General features: G+C 67.3%; 15 protein-coding genes. 7 read left to right on the top strand and 8 right to left on the bottom strand.

The features are described 5' to 3' along the window. Positions 1-166: 166 nt before the first annotated feature. The 3 genes from rnr to dapE form a co-directional block, all read right to left on the bottom strand. Positions 167-2,440, bottom strand: coding sequence for a ribonuclease R (gene rnr / locus CVV76_RS07640; protein WP_102224039.1), 2,274 nt, complete (start codon positions 2,438-2,440; stop codon positions 167-169). A gap of 119 nt (positions 2,441-2,559) precedes the next feature. Beyond that, positions 2,560-2,982, bottom strand: coding sequence for a GNAT family N-acetyltransferase (locus CVV76_RS07635; protein ID WP_102224038.1), 423 nt, complete (start codon positions 2,980-2,982; stop codon positions 2,560-2,562). Continuing rightward, the gene (gene dapE / locus CVV76_RS07630; RefSeq protein ID WP_102224037.1) at positions 2,979-4,133 is read right to left on the bottom strand and encodes a succinyl-diaminopimelate desuccinylase; all 1,155 of its coding nucleotides are present in this window, start codon (positions 4,131-4,133) and stop codon (positions 2,979-2,981) included. The genes CVV76_RS07635 and dapE overlap by 4 nt, the downstream gene beginning before the upstream one ends. Positions 4,134-4,441: 308 nt before the next feature. Here dapE and CVV76_RS07625 point away from each other — a divergent pair, with 308 nt between their 5' ends. Beyond that, positions 4,442-6,076: a Hint domain-containing protein gene (locus CVV76_RS07625; RefSeq protein ID WP_233192761.1), complete on the top strand. Its 1,635-nt coding sequence runs from the start codon at positions 4,442-4,444 to the stop codon at positions 6,074-6,076. Positions 6,077-6,089: 13 nt separating this feature from the next. Continuing rightward, complete coding sequence (locus CVV76_RS07620; RefSeq protein ID WP_146010265.1) at positions 6,090-7,115, top strand: Hint domain-containing protein; 1,026 nt, start codon at positions 6,090-6,092, stop codon at positions 7,113-7,115. A gap of 59 nt (positions 7,116-7,174) precedes the next feature. Here CVV76_RS07620 and CVV76_RS07615 read toward each other — a convergent pair whose 3' ends face one another. Further along, on the bottom strand, positions 7,175-7,711 hold the full coding sequence (locus tag CVV76_RS07615) for a transcriptional regulator (RefSeq protein WP_146010264.1): 537 nt from the start codon (positions 7,709-7,711) through the stop codon (positions 7,175-7,177). A 177-nt stretch (positions 7,712-7,888) separates the two neighbouring features. Between CVV76_RS07615 and CVV76_RS07610 the strand changes: the two genes are divergently transcribed. After that, positions 7,889-9,499: an APC family permease gene (locus CVV76_RS07610; RefSeq protein ID WP_158243116.1), complete on the top strand. Its 1,611-nt coding sequence runs from the start codon at positions 7,889-7,891 to the stop codon at positions 9,497-9,499. Positions 9,500-9,596: 97 nt separating this feature from the next. On the opposite strand, the gene rnhA is transcribed toward CVV76_RS07610, so the two are convergent. The 4 genes from rnhA to CVV76_RS07590 form a co-directional block, all read right to left on the bottom strand. Then, complete coding sequence (gene rnhA / locus CVV76_RS07605) at positions 9,597-10,067, bottom strand: ribonuclease HI (protein WP_102224033.1); 471 nt, start codon at positions 10,065-10,067, stop codon at positions 9,597-9,599. A 78-nt stretch (positions 10,068-10,145) separates the two neighbouring features. Continuing rightward, on the bottom strand, positions 10,146-10,748 hold the full coding sequence (locus CVV76_RS07600) for a class I SAM-dependent methyltransferase (protein WP_102224032.1): 603 nt from the start codon (positions 10,746-10,748) through the stop codon (positions 10,146-10,148). After that, complete coding sequence (ispH, locus tag CVV76_RS07595) at positions 10,745-11,695, bottom strand: 4-hydroxy-3-methylbut-2-enyl diphosphate reductase (RefSeq protein WP_102224031.1); 951 nt, start codon at positions 11,693-11,695, stop codon at positions 10,745-10,747. Before ispH ends, CVV76_RS07600 begins: the two co-directional genes overlap by 4 nt. Before the next feature lie 267 nt (positions 11,696-11,962). Continuing rightward, positions 11,963-12,544: a LabA-like NYN domain-containing protein gene (locus CVV76_RS07590; protein WP_102224030.1), complete on the bottom strand. Its 582-nt coding sequence runs from the start codon at positions 12,542-12,544 to the stop codon at positions 11,963-11,965. Between the two features lie 154 nt (positions 12,545-12,698). Here CVV76_RS07590 and folK point away from each other — a divergent pair, with 154 nt between their 5' ends. The 4 genes from folK (at position 12,699) to CVV76_RS07570 (ending at position 16,616) form a co-directional block, all read left to right on the top strand. Beyond that, positions 12,699-13,280 carry a 2-amino-4-hydroxy-6-hydroxymethyldihydropteridine diphosphokinase gene (gene folK, locus CVV76_RS07585; RefSeq protein ID WP_102224029.1) on the top strand — a complete coding sequence of 194 codons (582 nt, stop codon included), beginning with the start codon at positions 12,699-12,701 and terminating at the stop codon, positions 13,278-13,280. A 122-nt stretch (positions 13,281-13,402) separates the two neighbouring features. Beyond that, a complete protein-coding gene (gene rpoZ / locus CVV76_RS07580) occupies positions 13,403-13,756 on the top strand; it encodes a DNA-directed RNA polymerase subunit omega (RefSeq protein WP_102224028.1) in 354 nt (117 codons plus the stop codon). 46 nt (positions 13,757-13,802) lie between these two features. Then, a complete protein-coding gene (locus CVV76_RS07575; RefSeq protein ID WP_102224027.1) occupies positions 13,803-15,926 on the top strand; it encodes a RelA/SpoT family protein in 2,124 nt (707 codons plus the stop codon). Positions 15,927-15,953: 27 nt separating this feature from the next. Next, on the top strand, positions 15,954-16,616 hold the full coding sequence (locus CVV76_RS07570) for a DUF2062 domain-containing protein (RefSeq protein WP_102224026.1): 663 nt from the start codon (positions 15,954-15,956) through the stop codon (positions 16,614-16,616). The last annotated feature ends 63 nt before the right edge of the window (positions 16,617-16,679 follow it).

Below are 16,679 nucleotides of genomic sequence, written 5' to 3'. Positions count from 1 at the left end.
GGCGGGGGCGCTGCCCCCTGCACCCCCCCGGGATATTTGGACTCAGAAGAAGACCAGAAGGACCTTTCCTTTCTTCTGAGGGGAAATATCCCACGGGGGTGCGGGGGTGTGAAACCCCCGCGGGCACGCCCTCGACACCAGCACGACGCCGGGGAAGCGCCGGATCCTATTTCCGCTTGCGGGTGACCTTGCGCTTGGCCTTCGCGTCGCCCACCCGCGCCTTCGGTCCCTTGCGCCCCGGCGGCTTGCCGCGGCCCTTGGGGCCACCACGGCCTCGCGTCACCCGGCCGCCCGGCAGCGCCTTGTCGTCGACCGACAGAAGCTCCAGCATCAACCCGCCGGTCACCGGCACCGCCTCGGCCAGCCGCACTGTCACGCGCTGGCCCACGCCCAGCGTCAGCCCCGTCTCGGAGCCCATCAATGTCTGGCTCTGCGCATCGAAGTGGAAGAACTCGCGCCCCAGGGTCCGGATCGGGATCAGCCCATCCGCCCCGGTCTCGTCGAGCTTCACGAAAAGTCCGAAGCGGGTCACGCCCGAGATCCGGCCGCCGAACTCGTTCCCCACCCGCTCGCTCAGGTAGGCGGCAAGGTAGCGGTCGGTCGTGTCCCGCTCCGCCGCCATCGAGCGGCGCTCGGTCTCGGAGATATGTTGCGCCGTCTCGGCCAGCCCCTCGATCTCCTCGGCGCTCAGCCCGTCGTTGCCCCAGCGATGCCCCGAGACCAGCGCCCGGTGCACGATCAGGTCGGAGTACCGCCGGATCGGCGAGGTGAAATGGGCGTAGTTCCGCAGCGCGAGGCCGAAGTGGCCGTAATTCTCGGGCGCGTAATAGGCCTGCTGCATCGAGCGGAGCGTGGTGATGTTCAGAAGCTCGTCGAAGTCGGTGCCCTCTGCCTGCGCCAGAAGCCGGTTGAGGTGCTTGGTATGCAGCACCTGACCCTTCGCCAGCTGGAACCCCGAGGCCTCGGCCACTTCGCGCAGCGCGTCCAGCTTCTCGACGCTGGGCTCCTCGTGCACCCGGAACAGGAGCGGCCGGCGCAGGCGGATCAGCTCCTCCGCCGCGGCGACGTTCGCCAGCACCATGAACTCCTCGATCAGCCGATGGGCGTCGAAGCGTTCCTTCAGCGCGATCGAGACGACCTCGCCTTCCTCCGACAGCACGATCTTGCGCTCGGGCAGATCGAGGTCCAGCGGCTGGCGCGTACTCCGCGCCCGTTTCAGCGCCGCGTACCCCGCGTAGAGCGGTGCGATCACCTCGTCCGACAGCGCGGCACAACGGTCGTTCGGCTGACCGTCCTGCGCCGCCTGTACCTCTTCGTAGGACAAGGACGCGCGCGAGGTGATCATCGCCCGGGTGAAACGGTGCGAGATCTTGTTGCCCTGCGCATCCACCACCATCCGCACAGCGATCACCGGCCGCGCCACGCCCTCGTGCAGTGAACAGAGATCGGCCGAAAGGCGTTCCGGCAGCATCGGCACCACCCGGTCGGGGAAGTAGCTGGAATTGCCGCGCTTGCGGGCCTCGCGGTCCAGCGCGGTGCCCGGGGTCACGTAATGCGCGACATCGGCGATCGCGACCCAAAGGACGTGGCCGCCATCATTCCCGGGGGTGTCGTCGGGATGGGCGAAACAGGCATCGTCATGGTCGCGCGCGTCCGAGGGGTCGATGGTGACGAAGGGCAGGCCGCGCAGATCCTCGCGCTCGCCGAGGGGGGCGGGCTTCAGCCGCTCGGCCTCGGCGATCACCTCGTCGGGGAATTCGTCGGGGATGCCATGCTGGTGGATCGCGATCAGCGAGACGGCGCGCGGACCGGACGGATCGCCCAGTCGCTGGGTGATCCGTGCCCGCGGCAGGCCGAGGCGCCCCTTGGGCCCGGCCTGTTCCGCCTCGACCAGCTCGCCGTCCCTGGCACCGCCAGTCGCGTCCCTGGCCACCAGCCATTCCTTGTCGGAACCCTTGTCGATCGGCACGATCCGTCCGCCTTCCGACGTCTCGCGGAACACCCCGAGGAGCTTCTGCGCCCCGCGCCCGATGCGGCGGATCAGCCGGGCCTCGTAGGCATGGTCCTGCCCCTCGACCCCGGTCAGCCGTGCCAGCACCCGGTCGCCCGCGCCGACCGCGCCTTCACCCGGCCGCGTAAGGAAGAGGATCTTCGGCGCCTCCTCGAACCGGCCCTCCAGCGGGCGGGCGAAAAGATCGCCGTCGGAATCGGGTTCGAGGATCTCCAGCACCGTCACCGGGGGCAGGCTGCCTGCCTCGCGGAAGGTCTTCTTGCGCTTTTCCAGGTGGCCCTCCGCCTCCAGCTCCTTCAACAGGCGCTTGAGGTCGATCCGGGCAGCCCCCTTGATGCCGAAGGCCTTGGCGATGTCGCGCTTGGCCGTCTGCGTCGGGTTCTCGGATATCCAGGCGAGGATCTGGTCTTTGGTGGGGATCTGGCTCATGTCCCGGCCCTACCACGCGGCGCGGTGCGCGTCATCGGGAATCCTGTGGGCCCCCTGGTCGGGCGCGCCCCGTCTTGCTGCGAACCGGGAGCGAGACGCGAAAGCGCCCATGGAGGGCCTCAGAGCGCCAGCGCCATCTCGCGATGCGGCACGCCCTCGTCGTCATAGACCGGGCCGCTGACCGCGAACCCCAGCTTCTCGTAGAAACCGAGCGCCCGGCATTGCGCGCCAAGCTTGACCGTCTCGATCCCGCCCCGGGCGGCAAGCCGGGCGATCCCCTCGCGGATCAGCGCGGCGCCCAGCCCCGTTCCCCGGTGCGAAGGCAGAACGCAGACCCGGCCGATCTTGCCCACCGCTCCGTCGACCAGAAGCCGCGCGGTGCCCACCGGCACGCCCGCCTCCGTCGCCAGCAGATGCACCGCCGTGGCGTCGTGCGCATCGACCTCTCCCTCGGCCGCAAATCCCTGCTCCACGACAAAGACCGCGTGGCGCAGCGCGATGCACGGCGCGGGGTCCGCCGCCTCGGCGATCGTCACCGTCATGCGAAATACTCCGCCAGGATCCGGCCGTAGATCCCCTTCAGCTGACCGATGTGGGCCAGTTCGACCCGCTCGTCGACCTCGTGCATCGTCCGCCCGACCAGGCCGAACTCCACCACCGGGCAGTGATCCTTGACGAAGCGGGCATCCGACGTACCCCCCGTCGTCGACATCGACGGCTTGCGCCCGGTCTCGGCCTCCACGGCCTTCGACACCAGCGAAGAAAGCTCCCCCGGCGGGGTGAGGAAGCTTTCGCCAGACACGCTCACCGCCATCTCGGCGCGCACTCCGGTCTCGGCCTCGATCCGGTCGGCCTGCCCGCGCAGCCACCTGGTCAGCGAGGCGCCGCTGTGGGCGTCGTTGAATCGGATGTTCACCGTGGCGCGGCAGGACGCCGGGATCACGTTCGACGCCGTGTTGCCGGTGTCGATCGTGGTGATCGCCAGGGTCGAGCGGTCGAAATGCTCGGTCCCCTCGTCCAGCTCATGCGTCGCCAGCCGGTCCATCAGCCGCACCATCGCCGTCAGCGGGTTGTTCGCCCGGTGCGGATAGGCCGAATGCCCCTGCTTTCCACGCAGCGTGAACTGCGCCGTCATCGATCCACGGCGGCCGATCTTCATCATCTCGCCCATCTCGTTCGGACAGGTGGGTTCTCCGACCAGGCAAACCGACATCCGCTCCCCCGCCTCGGCCATATGGTCGAGAAGGGCGCGCGTGCCGTCCTTGCCCGGGCCTTCCTCGTCGCCCGTGATGGTCAGGATCACCGCCCCGTCCGGAGGCGTATTGGTGACGAAATCCACCGCCGCCGCGACGAAGGCCGCGACGCCCGATTTCATGTCCGTCGCACCCCGGCCCCAGAGCATCCCGTCATGGATCACCCCGCCGAACGGGTCCTGCGTCCACTCCGTCGGGTCGCCCACCGGCACCACGTCGGTATGGCCGTTGAAGCCGAAGGTCCGGTTCGCCCCGGCCCGCCCCCAGCGCGCGAAAAGGTTCGACACACCGCCACGATCGACCCGGGTGCAGTCGAACCCCGCACCTTCGAGGACCTCTTGCAGCAGCACCAGCGCGCCGCCCTCCTCGGGCGTGACCGACGGGCAGCGGATCAGGTCGGCCGTCAGCTTCACCGGATCGACGGGTACGGTAGTGGTCATGTCAGCGGCTCCTCGCAAGTGCGGCCAAGGCGTAGCGCCGCCCGCCCCCCGTTGCAATCGCGCAAGCAACTGTGGCCCGACCGCCACCGCTCTCGTTTTCGCGATGTCGTGGGACGTAATGAGGTGACTTTTCGGTCAAGCCACGGCTAGGTTGAGGAAAAATGCGCCTGAGGCAGGGCAAGCGCCGGGTCAATGTACCCGACATCGCGTGAACGGGCAGTTCGCGAAACAGTGCGAGGACCGCGCATCCGGAGGCCAAGGGCCATCGGCGCGGGCGTTTGACCTGTCCCGGGTGAAGAGGGGCAGGAATGGCAGCGAAGGCAGCAGAGCTTGGGTATGACACCCATGCGTCGGCGATGGAGATGGCCAACACCATCTTCGGCGACGGCGTGACGGTGGTGAACGCCAGCTATACCGGGGCGAAGAATTCGTCCGCGATCTATTCCAACGGCGACAACGTCTCGCCCGATGCGACGCCGTCGGACACCGGGGTGATCCTGTCCACCGGCAACGCGTCGGATTTCACCAATTCCAGCTCGAAGAACTGGTTCTGGTCGAACTCCGACCCGAACCAGTCGACCCACACCTCTACCGACACCTCGGGCCCCGACAACATGGCCAGCTTCAACGCGGCCGCCGGCGGCGCCCAGACCCACGACGCCAGCTACATCGACGCCGATTTCATCCCCAGCGGCGACACGATGACGATGCAGTTCGTGTTCTCGTCCGAGGAATACCCCGAATACGTCAACTCGCTGTTCAACGACGCGGTCGGCGTCTGGGTCAACGGCAAGCCCGTCGACGTAACCGTGGGATCGGGAGACGCCAACGTCGACAACCTGTCGGGCATGTCGAACGTCAACCTCTACAACGACAACACCCATGACCAGTTCAACACCGAGATGGACGGCTTCACCGTCACCCTCTCGCTGAAAATGCAGGTGGTGCCGGGTCAGGTGAACTCGATCCGCATCGGGATCGCCGACGTGGGCGATTCCCTGTACGATTCCAACCTGCTGATCGCGGCCGACAGCGTGCAGACCGCGCTGATCGCGCAGAACGACGAACTGACCATCGCGCCCGACCACGACAAGACGATCGACGTGCTGGCGAACGACCACGGGCCGGGCGGGTCGACCCTGACGATCACACATATCAACGGCCACGCGGTCAGCGCCGGCGACAGCGTGACGCTGCCCTCCGGCCAGACGGTCACGCTCCACCCTGACGGCACCTTCGGCGTGGAAAGCGGCAGCGACGTCGGGCATTCGAAATTCACCTACACCGTGTCGGACGGCCAGGGGCACACCGACACGGGCTTCGTCACGGTCGACACCGTGCCCTGCTTCGTCTCCGGCACCCGGATCCGAACCCCCGGGGGCGAGCGCAGGGTCGAATCGCTGAGGCCCGGCGACCTCGTCTTGACCCGCGACCATGGCCCCCAGCCGCTGCGCTGGATCGGCCGCCGCCGCGTCGCCGCCAAGGGATCCATGGCCCCGATCCGCATCAAGGCGGGCACTTTCGGCCGGCATCGTGACCTTCTGATCTCGCCACAGCACCGGGTGCTCGTGCGTGACCGGATGGCCGAGCTGCTGTTCGGCAGCCCCGAAGTGCTGATCGCCGCCAAGCACCTCGTCGACGGCCGAAGCGTCACGATCGAAGAGAGCGCCGAGACCGACTACGTCCACATCCTTTTCGACCGGCACGAGGTGATCTGGTCCGAGGGCCTCCTGTCGGAAAGCTTCCTGCCCGGGCCGCAGACGGCAGGCGGGTTTGCCCCCGAGACGCTGAACGAGATCTGTGCGCTGTTCCCCGAGCTCGATCCGCGAACTGGCGCGGGATACGGCCCGTCGGCCCGCTGTTCGCTGCGCGGATACGAGGCGCGGCTGCTGCGTGCCGCCCGCCGCAAAGCCCGCCGGGCCGCCGGCCGTGCCGCGGCCTGAGGAGGAGACGCCCATGCGCTGGCTCGCCATCTGCGACGCATCCGACGCCCCGATGCACCGCCGCCCGCCGCCACCCAAGCCGATGCCCGAACTCTTGGGTGTCGGGACGCTGGTGCTGGAATGCGCGCTTGCAACACCTCCCGCCGCGCCCCTCGACCTGATCGCGCAGGACGAGACCCGGGATTGGCGCCGCGAACTGCGCCTGACGCTGGCGCCCGACGGAACCCTGACCCTGCACCAGCGGCAGGGCGCGGGAACCGCCTCGGTCGCGCTGCCTCTGACGCTGCCCCGCGACATGCAGGGACTGTGCATTCTCTACAGCTGGGACGCGCCGCGCCGGTCCAGCCATCTGACCGCCCGGATTCTGCCCGCGGGCCCCGAAGTGTCGATCGCCGGGCGCAACCCGCTGCCGATCCCGGCCGAGGATCTCATCCGCCTTTTCACCGAACCCGGAGCGGCACAGCGGCACGGCGCGGTCTCGTGGCTTGGGCTGGCCGATGTCGCAGACCCGCCGCCGCTGCGCCCGGGGATCTCCGCAGGCCTGCCGGTTCTGACGCCTTCAGGCCATGTCAGAGCCGATTCCCTGCACCCCGGCGACCTGGTGGAGACCGCCATGCATGGCATGCTCCCGCTCCGCTCCGTCACCCGGATCCACCTGCCCGCGCAGGGCAGCTTTACCCCGGTACGCCTGCGGACCCCCTATTTCGGGATCGGTCATGACCTGATCGTCTCGCCCGGCCAGCGGGTCGCGCTGTCCGGCGCCGAGGTGGAATATCTCTTCGGCGAGGAAGAGGTTCTGGTGGCGGCGCGTCACCTCGTCAATGGCCGCTCCGCCGTGCACGAGACCCGGCGGCCCTTCGTCACCTACCTCTCGCTCGGCTTCGAGGTTCCGACGGCCATCCTGGCGATGGAGTGCCTCTTGGAATGCCCCGCCGACCCCGCAATCACCGGCCGCGCCGACCTGCGCGACCTGGAACGCTACGAGGCCGTGACGCTGCAACACATGCGCGAGGGTCAACAGGCCCTGAACGCGGCCTGAGCGCGGCATCGGAAAGCCCTGATACGGCTCTGTCACGGCTTGAAACGGCCAATCGACGTTCAGCCCACCTGCCGGACGATCGCCTTGAGCTTGAGCCCGGTCTCGCCCCCCGGCCCTGCGCCTTCCCACATCAGCCGGCCAAGCCAGGCGGCGAAAGCCACCGCCGCGGCCTCGCGCTGGCGGGCGGGCTTTTTCTCGTCCGTGGCGACCCGCAGCGCCAGCTCCGCCTCCATCCGCGCGCGCCAGGCTTCGGCCAGGTCGCGCAACTCGGGCGCCCGCTGACGCGGCACGAGGACGGACAGAAGATTGTCTTCCGCCTTCGCCACCAGCTTGAGGAAATCCGCCCCGCCCTTGGCGGTGCGCGGGGCCGTGGCGGCGGCCTCTTCCGTGCGGGCCATCAGCACCGCCCAGCCGTCGGCCAGTGCCGCACGGACCATCGCGTCGCGGTCGCCGTAGCGCTGGACCAGACTCGACCCCGCCAGCCCAGCGGCCCGTGACACGGCGGAAAAGGTGACGGATTTCCCCCCGCCCGCCGCGATCAGCGCACGCACATGACCGAGAACTTCGGCATCGGGGATCGAACGGGGACGGCTCATGCCCGAAGCTTAGCCGAATGCGCGTTCGCGTCCCAGCGCGGAATCCCCGCCTGCGCCGATGGTTCAAGGCCAGATCTCGAAAATGTGCAACGACGTGTTCGGCGCGTGCCTTTCCACGACGCGGCGGCGAGCGAAATCATAGAAATTACAACCGGAAGTATGTTTGGAGAAACCGCCATGGCAGATGTCGCCCCTTCCGAAGCCCACCTGAGAAAGGACGCAGGCCCGATCGGCCTCATGTTCGCCTCGGTCAGCGCGATGATCGGGTCGGGGTGGCTGTTCGCCAGCCTGCACGCCGCCAAGATCGCCGGTCCGAACGCGATCTGGTCCTGGGTCGTGGGCGCCATCGCGGTGCTTCTGCTGGCGCTCGTGTTCTCCGAGATCACCACGATGATGCCGAAGTCGGGCGCCCTGGTGCACATGTCCTATGTCAGCCACGGCACCATGGTCGGCCGGGTCTGGGGCTGGCTGCTGTTCTTCGCCTATGCCTCGGTCGCCCCGGTCGAGGTCGAGGCGGTGCTGACCTATGCCAACAACTACCTGCCCGGCCTCGTCGACCCACAATCGGGGGTGCTGACCTCGACCGGTTTCATCTGGGCGCTGATCATCCTTGCGATCTTCGTCGGCCTCAACTTCATGGTCGTGAAATACGTCCTGATGGTGAACACCGCCGCGACCTGGTGGAAGATCGCGATTCCGCTGATCACCGTGCTGGTCCTCGTCAGCCTGTCGTTCCACGGCAGCAACTTCACCGAGACCAAGGGCGATGGCGGCTTTGCCGCGATCTTCGAGGCGGTGCCGGCGGCGGGGGTGATCTTCTCGCTGCTGGGCTTCCGGCAGGCGATCGACATGGCGGGCGAGACGGCGAACCCCTCGCGCAACATCCCCGTGGCGGTCATCGGTTCGGTCTTCCTGTCGACTGTGGTCTACATCCTGCTGCAGATCGCCTTCATCGGCGCGCTCGACCCCAAGGACATCGCGGGCGGCTGGTCCACCCTGCATTTCGCCGGCGCCATGGGGCCGCTTGCGGCGATCTCGGTCACCGTGGGCGCGGCCTGGTGGGCGACGATCCTCTATGCCGACGCGATCATCTCTCCCGGCGCGACCGGTTTCATCTACTCCACCGCGACCTCGCGCGTGGCCATGGCAGGCGGCGAGATGAAATCGCTTCCGCCGATCCTGGCAAAGATCAACGGCAACGGTGTGCCCGTGGTGGCCCTGATCGTGACCTATGTCGTCGGCGTGATCTTCTTCTTCCCCTTCCCCGCCTGGCAGAAACTGGTCGAGATCATCTCGTCGCTGACCGTGCTGACCTATGGCATCGGGGCCGTGGTGCTTCTGCACCTGCGCCGGACCTCGCCCGACGCGACGCGGCCGTTCTTCCTCAAGGGGGCATGGATCATCGCGCCGCTGTCGTTCATCGTCTCGACCTGGATCATCCAGTGGACGGGCCTCGACAAGACCAGCTACCTGTTCGGCGCGATCCTGATCCTGTTCGTGATCTACGTCATCTACTACTACGCCACCGGCAAGCAGCATCAGCAACCCTTCGGCTGGGAAACCGGCTGGTGGCTGATCCCCTATTTCGCCGGGCTCTGGCTGCTGAGCTACTTCGGCCCGACGACCTTCGACGGCCAGGGGCTGATGACCTTCCCTGTCTCTCTGCTTGTCGGCGCGATCTTCAGCGTGGTCATCCTGTGGCTTGCGCTGATGGTCGGCATGAGCCCCGAAGACACCGAGGGCTACCTCAAGCACATTGCCGTCAAGGAACATCCCGGCAAAGGCTGACCCCGCAAGGGCTGAACCGGCAGGGTGCGTTTCGGCGCACCCTGCGAAAGCCGCCGGAACAGAGCCTGAAATCAGCTCCGACGCAGCCCCGCTGACGTTAACCGCCCGCTTTCGCGCCCTTCTTGAAGGGGGCCATTCCCGCCCGGGCCAAGGCGTCGGCTCGCTCGTTCTCGGGATGCCCGGCGTGCCCCTTCACCCATTGCCACTGCACCTTGTGGCGCCCCCGCGCCGTGTCCAGCCGCTGCCACAGGTCGTCATTCTTCACCGGCTTGCCGGTCGAGGTGCGCCAGCCCTTGCGCTTCCACCCCGCCAGCCACTCGGTGATGCCGTTCTTAACATAGGCGCTGTCGGTGACGATGGTGATCGCCGTGTCGCGGCTGAGCGCCTCCAGCGCGTTGATCGCGGCCAGAAGCTCCATCCGGTTGTTGGTGGTCTGCGCCTCGCCGCCCGAAAGCTCGCGCTCCTTCACCACCTCGGATCCCTCGACCGCCTGCATCAGCACGCCCCAGCCCCCGGGGCCGGGATTGCCGGAACAGGCGCCATCCGTGTAGGCGATGAGATCGGGCATGTGGCCTCCGGTGGTTCGATGCGTCCGGCGGGTGTAGGCCGCGGGCGTCGGGGCGTCAACGCGCACCCGGATGCCGTTTCAGCCCTGCCGCACCGCACGCAGGTGCAGCGCGTTGAACTGCCGCCCGTCGAAGCCCTTGTCCGGATGCCGCCGCGCCGCCACGACCTCCACCCCTTCGGGCGCGAGGATCCCGGCCAGCGCCTCGAGCGTCCAGTGATTGTAGAGCCGGTCGAGCGAATCGCGCAGGCCTTCGCTGCCCTCATGAATGCCGATCGCGATCACGCCCCCCGGCGCCAGCGCCCGCGCCAGCCGGGCCAGCGCATTCGGCAATGCCTCGCGCGGGATGTGCTGAAGAGAGAAATGCGCCCAGATGCCCTCGTAGACGGCCGTCTTGGGCAGGGCATCGATATCGCCGTGAATCGTCTCTATCCCGGCGCAATCGGAAAGCATGTCCAGCATCTCGGCCACCGGGTCGAGGGCAGTGACGGCAAAGCCCTCCTCCACCAGCGTGCGCGATGCCCAGCCACCGCCGCAGCCGAAATCGAGAACCCGCCCGCCGGACGGCAGTGCGGCGGCGAAGGCGGTCAGATCGCGGGTCCGCCGGCTCGACGCCCCCATCTTGGCGGCATATTCCCCGGCCATGCCGGCATAGAAGGCAAGTGTCTCGCGATCGGCGCTCATGCCGGTTCGCGCAGAACCCGGGGCACCTTGAACTCCACGTTCTCCTGCGCGGTCTCGACACGCTCAAGCATCACCTCGAACCGGTCGCGGAAGGCCGTGACCACCTCGTCCACCAGGACCTCGGGCGCGCTGGCCCCGGCGGTGATGCCCACGGCCCCGGCCCCTTCGAGCGCACGCCAGTCGATGTCGTCCGCGCGCTGCACCAGCTGCGAATGCGCACAGCCCGCCGCGCGCCCGACCTCGACCAGCCGGCGCGAGTTCGACGAGTTCGGCGCCCCGATCACCAGAAGCGCGTCGATCTTGCCCGCGATCGCCTTCACCGCCGACTGACGGTTGGTCGTGGCATAGCAGATGTCTTCCTTGTGTGGCCCGACGATGGCAGGAAAGCGCGCCTTCAGCGCCGCGACGATCCCCGCGGTATCATCCACCGACAGCGTGGTCTGCGTGATGAAGGCCAGCCGCGATGGATCGCGCACCTCAAGGCCCGCCACATCCTCCGGCGTCTCGACCAGCAGCACCTCGCCGTCGGGCAGCTGGCCCATGGTGCCCACCGTCTCGGGGTGGCCGGCGTGGCCGATCATCACCATCTGAAGGCCGTTCTCATGGTGTCGCTCGGCCTCGATATGCACCTTGGACACCAGCGGACAGGTGGCATCGACATAAAGCATCTCGCGCGCCTCGGCCTCGGCCGGCACCGATTTCGGCACGCCGTGTGCAGAAAAGATCACCGGGCGGTCGGGCGGGCATTCGTCCAACTCCTCGACGAAGACGGCGCCCTGATCGCGCAGACTGTCGACCACGAACTTGTTGTGCACGATCTCGTGGCGCACGTAGACCGGCGCGCCCCATTTGCGCAGCGCCATCTCGACGATCTTGATGGCACGATCGACACCGGCGCAAAAGCCGCGCGGGGCCGCGAGATAGAGTGTGAGGGCAGGCTTTTCCATGGCCCAGAGGTAAGCCCGCGCGGGCGCCACGTCCAGAGGCAGAGCACACGGGCGCCAGTGGCGGGAAACCGCGGGCACGCGGGGGGCCTCGCCGCGGGCCTCGCGGGCGGGCGCCCATGGAAATGCGGCACTCCTGCGCCGGAAATGCACGGAACCGGAAATGCAGGGGGCCCCAAATGCAGGGGGCCAGGGCTTCCCCAAGCCCCGGCCCCGTCCCCTGGATCGCCTCATCGTGAGTGGTGGCGGCGATCCCGGGTTGTGCCTCGGTCACTCGCTCTCGGCGTGGACCCCTTCGCGTTCGGTCTTCACCTCCCGCGGCTCGCGCGGGGGACGGCCGATCACGTCGCGCAGCTCGTCCAGTTCGATGAAGTTGTCGGCCTGGCGCCGCAGCTCGTCGGCGATCATCGGCGGCTGGCTGCGGATCGTCGACACCACCGAAACCCTGACGCCCTGCCGCTGCAGGCTTTCCACCAGTGGCCGGAAATCGCCGTCGCCCGAGAACAGCACGATATGATCGACCCGCGGCGCCAGTTCCATGGCGTCCACGGTCAGCTCGATATCCATGTTGCCCTTGACCTTACGGCGGCCCTGACTGTCGGTGTATTCCTTGGCCGGTTTGGTCACCATGGAGAACCCGTTGTAATGCAACCAGTCGACCAGGGGGCGAATCGGCGAGTAATCGTCGTTCTCGAGAAGCGCGGTGTAGTAGAAAGCCCGCAACAGCTTGCCGCGGCGCATGAACTCCTGCCTCAACAGCTTGTAGTCGATGTCGAAACCCAACGCCTTGGCCGCGGCGTAAAGGTTCGAACCGTCGATGAACAAGGCAAGGCGATCGTCCTTGTAGAACATCGGTCGTCCTTTCTAAATGTGTCCTTAACAATCGCAGCGGGGTGAGTGGTGAGTGGTGTAACGGGAATAAACAAATGCGATCGAGGACCTGGGAACCGGTTTAGGTCAATTCTGCTTCCGCGCAAGCGCGGTTATACGAAAGTGTCATCCCGATATGCAAAATGACCAGCGGATTCTGATCGCATTGGGCGCCAACCTGCCGTTCGGCGAACATGCGCCCGGCGAAACCCTGCGCGAAGCTCTCGCAGAGCTGGATAAAACCGGCCTGCGCGTCCTTCGCGCCAGCAGGTTCTACGACACGCCGTGCTTTCCGCCCGGCGCCGGCCCCGATTACGTGAATGCGGCAGCCGCGCTGGCCGGTCCCGATGACCCGCAGGCCGTGCTGGCCGCGCTGCACGCGGTCGAGGACCGATTCGGCCGCGCCCGGACCCAACGCTGGGGGATGCGGACGCTTGACCTAGACCTGATCGCGATCGGCGACAGGGTGCTGCCCGATGTCGCAACGCAGGGGGCCTGGCGCGCCCTGCCCCCCGAGGATCAGGTGCGCCGCGCGCCGGACCGCCTCATCCTGCCCCATCCCCGGCTGCAGGATCGCGCCTTCGTTCTGGTGCCGCTGGCAGATGTTGCGCCGGACTGGCAGCACCCGCTGCTTGGGCGCACTGTGGCGCAGATGCTGGCCGACCTGCCCCCGGACGCCCGGGCCGAGGTCGTGCCCCGGCCCGGCCCGGAGGCCTGAAACCTGGCCGAAATCGCGCGAATTGGGCGGGTTTCGGGGCCGGTTTTCCGGGTTCTTGCTTGTCAAGACCCATCGAACCGCATAGATAGGCGTCTCCAACCCGATACGAATTGGAGTGCCCCATGGCCCGCGTGACGGTCGAAGACTGCGTTGACAAGGTTCCGAACCGGTTCGAGCTGGTGATGCTTGCCGCCCATCGTGCGCGCGAGATCGCCTCGGGCGGTCCGCTGACCATCGACCGCGACAACGACAAGAACCCCGTCGTCAGCCTCCGCGAGATCGCGGAGGAGACCCAGGCCGCCGACACCCTGCGCGAACGCATGATCGAAAGCTACCAGACCCAGATCGAGGTCGACGAGCCGGAAGAGGATGCGATGGCGCTGCTCATGGGTGGCGAGGCCGACAAGCCCGAGCAGGACGACATGTCCGAGGAAAAGCTTCTGCGTGCGCTGATGCAGGCGCAGGGCGAGGGCTGAGCGCGCCACTTCCTGTCATGGTGGCGCACCTTGGGATCCGGGCAGCATGATCGACGTCGAGGACCTGATCGCGCTCGTCCGGAACTACAACCCCGCGACGGATGCCGCGCTTATCAAGCGCGCCTATTCCTATGGCCAACGCATGCACGAGGGGCAGTTTCGCCGCTCGGGCGAGCCGTATTTCACCCATCCGGTCGCGGTCGCCGCGATCCTGACCGAGCAGGCGCTTGACGACGCCACGATCGTGACCGCGCTGCTGCACGACACGATCGAGGACACCAAGTCGACCTACCGCGAGGTATCGGACCTGTTCGGCTCCGAGATCGCGGAGCTGGTCGACGGGGTGACCAAGCTCACCAACCTGCAGCTGTCGTCTTCCGAGGCGAAGCAGGCCGAGAACTTTCGCAAGCTGCTGATCGCGATGTCGCGCGACCTGCGGGTGATTCTGGTCAAGCTGGCCGACCGCCTGCACAACATGCGCACGATCAAGTCGCTGCCGCCTGAAAAGCAGGTCCGCAAGGCGCGCGAGACGATGGACATCTTCGCCCCGCTGGCCGGCCGCATGGGTATGCAGCAGATGCGCGAGGAGCTGGAAGACCTCGCCTTCAAGGTGCTGAACCCCGAGGCCCGCGCCTCGATCATCCGCCGCTTCGTCATGCTCCAGCGCGAGACCGGCGACGTCGTGCACCGCATCACCGCCGACATCCGGCTGGAACTGGAAAAGGCCGGCATCGACGCCGACGTCTACGGCCGCGCCAAGAAGCCCTATTCGATCTGGCGCAAGATGCAGGAGAAGGACCTCGCCTTCTCGCGCCTCTCCGACATCTACGGCTTTCGCGTCATCACCGGGTCCGAGGCCGATTGCTACCGCGTGCTGGGGGTGATCCACCAGCGCTGGCGTGCCGTGCCGACCCGGTTCAAGGATTACATCAGTCAGCCGAAGTCCAACGGCTACCGATCGATCCACACCACGGTATCGGGCCGCGACGGCAAGCGGGTGGAGGTGCAGATCCGCACCCGCCAGATGCACGAGGTCGCCGAATCGGGCGTTGCCGCGCATTGGTCCTACCGCGACGGCCAGCGCGTCCATAACCCCTTTGCCGTGGACCCGGCGAAGTGGATCGCGAACCTGACCGAACGGTTCGACGCCGCCGACGATCACAGCGAATTCCTCGAGAACGTGAAGCTCGAGATGTATTCCGATCAGGTCTTCTGCTTCACCCCCAAGGGCGACGTGGTCAAGCTGCCCAAGGGCGCGACGCCGCTGGATTACGCCTATGCGATCCACACAAGGATCGGGAATTCCTGCGTCTCGGCCAAGGTCGACGGGCTGCGCGTGCCGCTCTGGACCCGGCTGAAGAACGGCCAGTCGGTCGAGATCATCACCGCCGAGGGCCAGCGCCCGCAGGCGAGCTGGGTCGACATCGCCGTGACCGGCCGCGCCAAGGCCGCGATCCGCCGCAGCCTGCGCGAGGAAGACCGCTCGCGCTTCGTCAAGCTGGGGCAGGAACTTGCCCGCGTGGCGTTTGAGCATGTCGGCAAGAAGGCCACCGACAAGGCCCTGCGCACCGCCGCGCGCACCATGGGCATCCCCGACACGACGGAACTTCTGGCCCGCCTCGGCAGCGCCGAGATCTCTGCCGCCAAGGTGGTCGAGACGATCTACCCCGAGCTTGCCAACATCCACCCCGCCGAGGAGATCGACGCCAAGCGCCCGGTGGTCGGCCTCGCCGCCGGCCAGATCTACCGCCGCGCCAATTGCTGCCAGCCGGTCCCGGGAGAGCGTATCGTCGGCATCACCTACCGCGGCCAGGGCGTCATCATCCACGCCATCGACTGCCCCGCGCTGGCCGAGTTCGAGGAACAGCCCGAACGCTGGGTCGACCTGCACTGGACCGAGGGCCGTCACCCGCCGGTCCACACCGTCAGCCTCAACGTCACCATCTCGAACGACGCGGGCGTGCTGGGGCGGATCTGCACCCTGATCGGTGAGCAGAAGGCCAACATCTCGGACTTGCACTTCGTCGACCGCAAACCAGATTTTTACAGGTTGCTGATCGAAGTCGATCTGCGCGATGTCGAGCATCTCCACAACGTCATGACCGCGCTCGAGGCGGAAAGCGACGTGGCACAGCTCGAACGTTACAGGGATCTCAGCCGGAAGCCCTGAGGCCGGCTGTGGGAAGGGGAAGGCCGGGTGGTATTCAAGCGACGCACCAAGAGATCCTTCCTTCAACGTACCCTTGATGTCGTCTACCCGCGCGGGGGCTACCTGCGGGCGATCTGGTACGTGATCTACCGCCTGCGCCGGCTGCCCGATCAGCCGCACCGCATCGCCCGCGGCATCGCCTGCGGCGTCTTCGTCTCGTTCACCCCGTTCTTCGGCTTTCACTTCGTGATCGCGGGCGCGCTGGCATGGATCATCGGCGGCAACCTCGTCGCCGCGATCCTCGCCACCTTCGTCGGCAACCCGGTGACCTTCCCCCTCATCATGGCTGTATCGGTCGAGCTTGGAAGCCGCATCCTGCACCAGCCGGGCGGCATGCCGATCAACCACATCGTCGGCGCCTTCGGCCAGGCCTCGGTCGAGCTGTGGGAAAACTTCCGCGCGATCTTCACCGAGCACACCGCGCATTGGGGAAGCCTGATCCGCTTTTTCGACCGCGTCTTCTACCCCTATTTCATCGGCGGCCTCGGCCCCGGTATCGTCGGAGGGCTGGTCGGTTACTACCTGTCGCTGCCGCTGATCGAGGCCTATCAGCGCCGGCGCAAGAAGAAGCTGAAGGAACGGATCGAGAAGCTGCGCGAACAAAAGGCCCGTGCGGCCGCCGAAGCCGCCGCGGCGCAGGCCGAGGACTGAACCGAGGACTGAGCCGAAGCCGCCCCGCCACCGGCCCGACGCCACCGCCCCGGCCCGCGCTTT

The sequence above is a fragment of the Acidimangrovimonas sediminis genome (assembly GCF_002871005.1).
Classification (GTDB): domain Bacteria; phylum Pseudomonadota; class Alphaproteobacteria; order Rhodobacterales; family Rhodobacteraceae; genus Acidimangrovimonas; species Acidimangrovimonas sediminis.
This window is presented reverse-complemented; position numbering and strand designations above follow the sequence as displayed.

Excerpts from the sequence above, each read along its gene's own strand:
- dapE (WP_102224037.1), bottom strand. The coding sequence starts at position 4,133 with ATGACCACTACCGTACCCGTCGATCCGGTGAAGCTGACGGCCGACCTG.
- CVV76_RS07610 (WP_158243116.1), top strand. The coding sequence starts at position 7,889 with ATGGCAGATGTCGCCCCTTCCGAAGCCCACCTGAGAAAGGACGCAGGC.
- CVV76_RS07575 (WP_102224027.1), top strand. The coding sequence starts at position 13,803 with ATGATCGACGTCGAGGACCTGATCGCGCTCGTCCGGAACTACAACCCC.
- rnhA (WP_102224033.1), bottom strand. The coding sequence starts at position 10,067 with ATGCCCGATCTCATCGCCTACACGGATGGCGCCTGTTCCGGCAATCCC.
- rpoZ (WP_102224028.1), top strand. The coding sequence starts at position 13,403 with ATGGCCCGCGTGACGGTCGAAGACTGCGTTGACAAGGTTCCGAACCGG.
- folK (WP_102224029.1), top strand. The coding sequence starts at position 12,699 with ATGCAAAATGACCAGCGGATTCTGATCGCATTGGGCGCCAACCTGCCG.
- CVV76_RS07615 (WP_146010264.1), bottom strand. The coding sequence starts at position 7,711 with ATGAGCCGTCCCCGTTCGATCCCCGATGCCGAAGTTCTCGGTCATGTG.
- rnr (WP_102224039.1), bottom strand. The coding sequence starts at position 2,440 with ATGAGCCAGATCCCCACCAAAGACCAGATCCTCGCCTGGATATCCGAG.
- CVV76_RS07590 (WP_102224030.1), bottom strand. The coding sequence starts at position 12,544 with ATGTTCTACAAGGACGATCGCCTTGCCTTGTTCATCGACGGTTCGAAC.
- CVV76_RS07620 (WP_146010265.1), top strand. The coding sequence starts at position 6,090 with ATGCGCTGGCTCGCCATCTGCGACGCATCCGACGCCCCGATGCACCGC.
- CVV76_RS07600 (WP_102224032.1), bottom strand. The coding sequence starts at position 10,748 with ATGAGCGCCGATCGCGAGACACTTGCCTTCTATGCCGGCATGGCCGGG.
- CVV76_RS07625 (WP_233192761.1), top strand. The coding sequence starts at position 4,442 with ATGGCAGCGAAGGCAGCAGAGCTTGGGTATGACACCCATGCGTCGGCG.
- ispH (WP_102224031.1), bottom strand. The coding sequence starts at position 11,695 with ATGGAAAAGCCTGCCCTCACACTCTATCTCGCGGCCCCGCGCGGCTTT.
- CVV76_RS07635 (WP_102224038.1), bottom strand. The coding sequence starts at position 2,982 with ATGACGGTGACGATCGCCGAGGCGGCGGACCCCGCGCCGTGCATCGCG.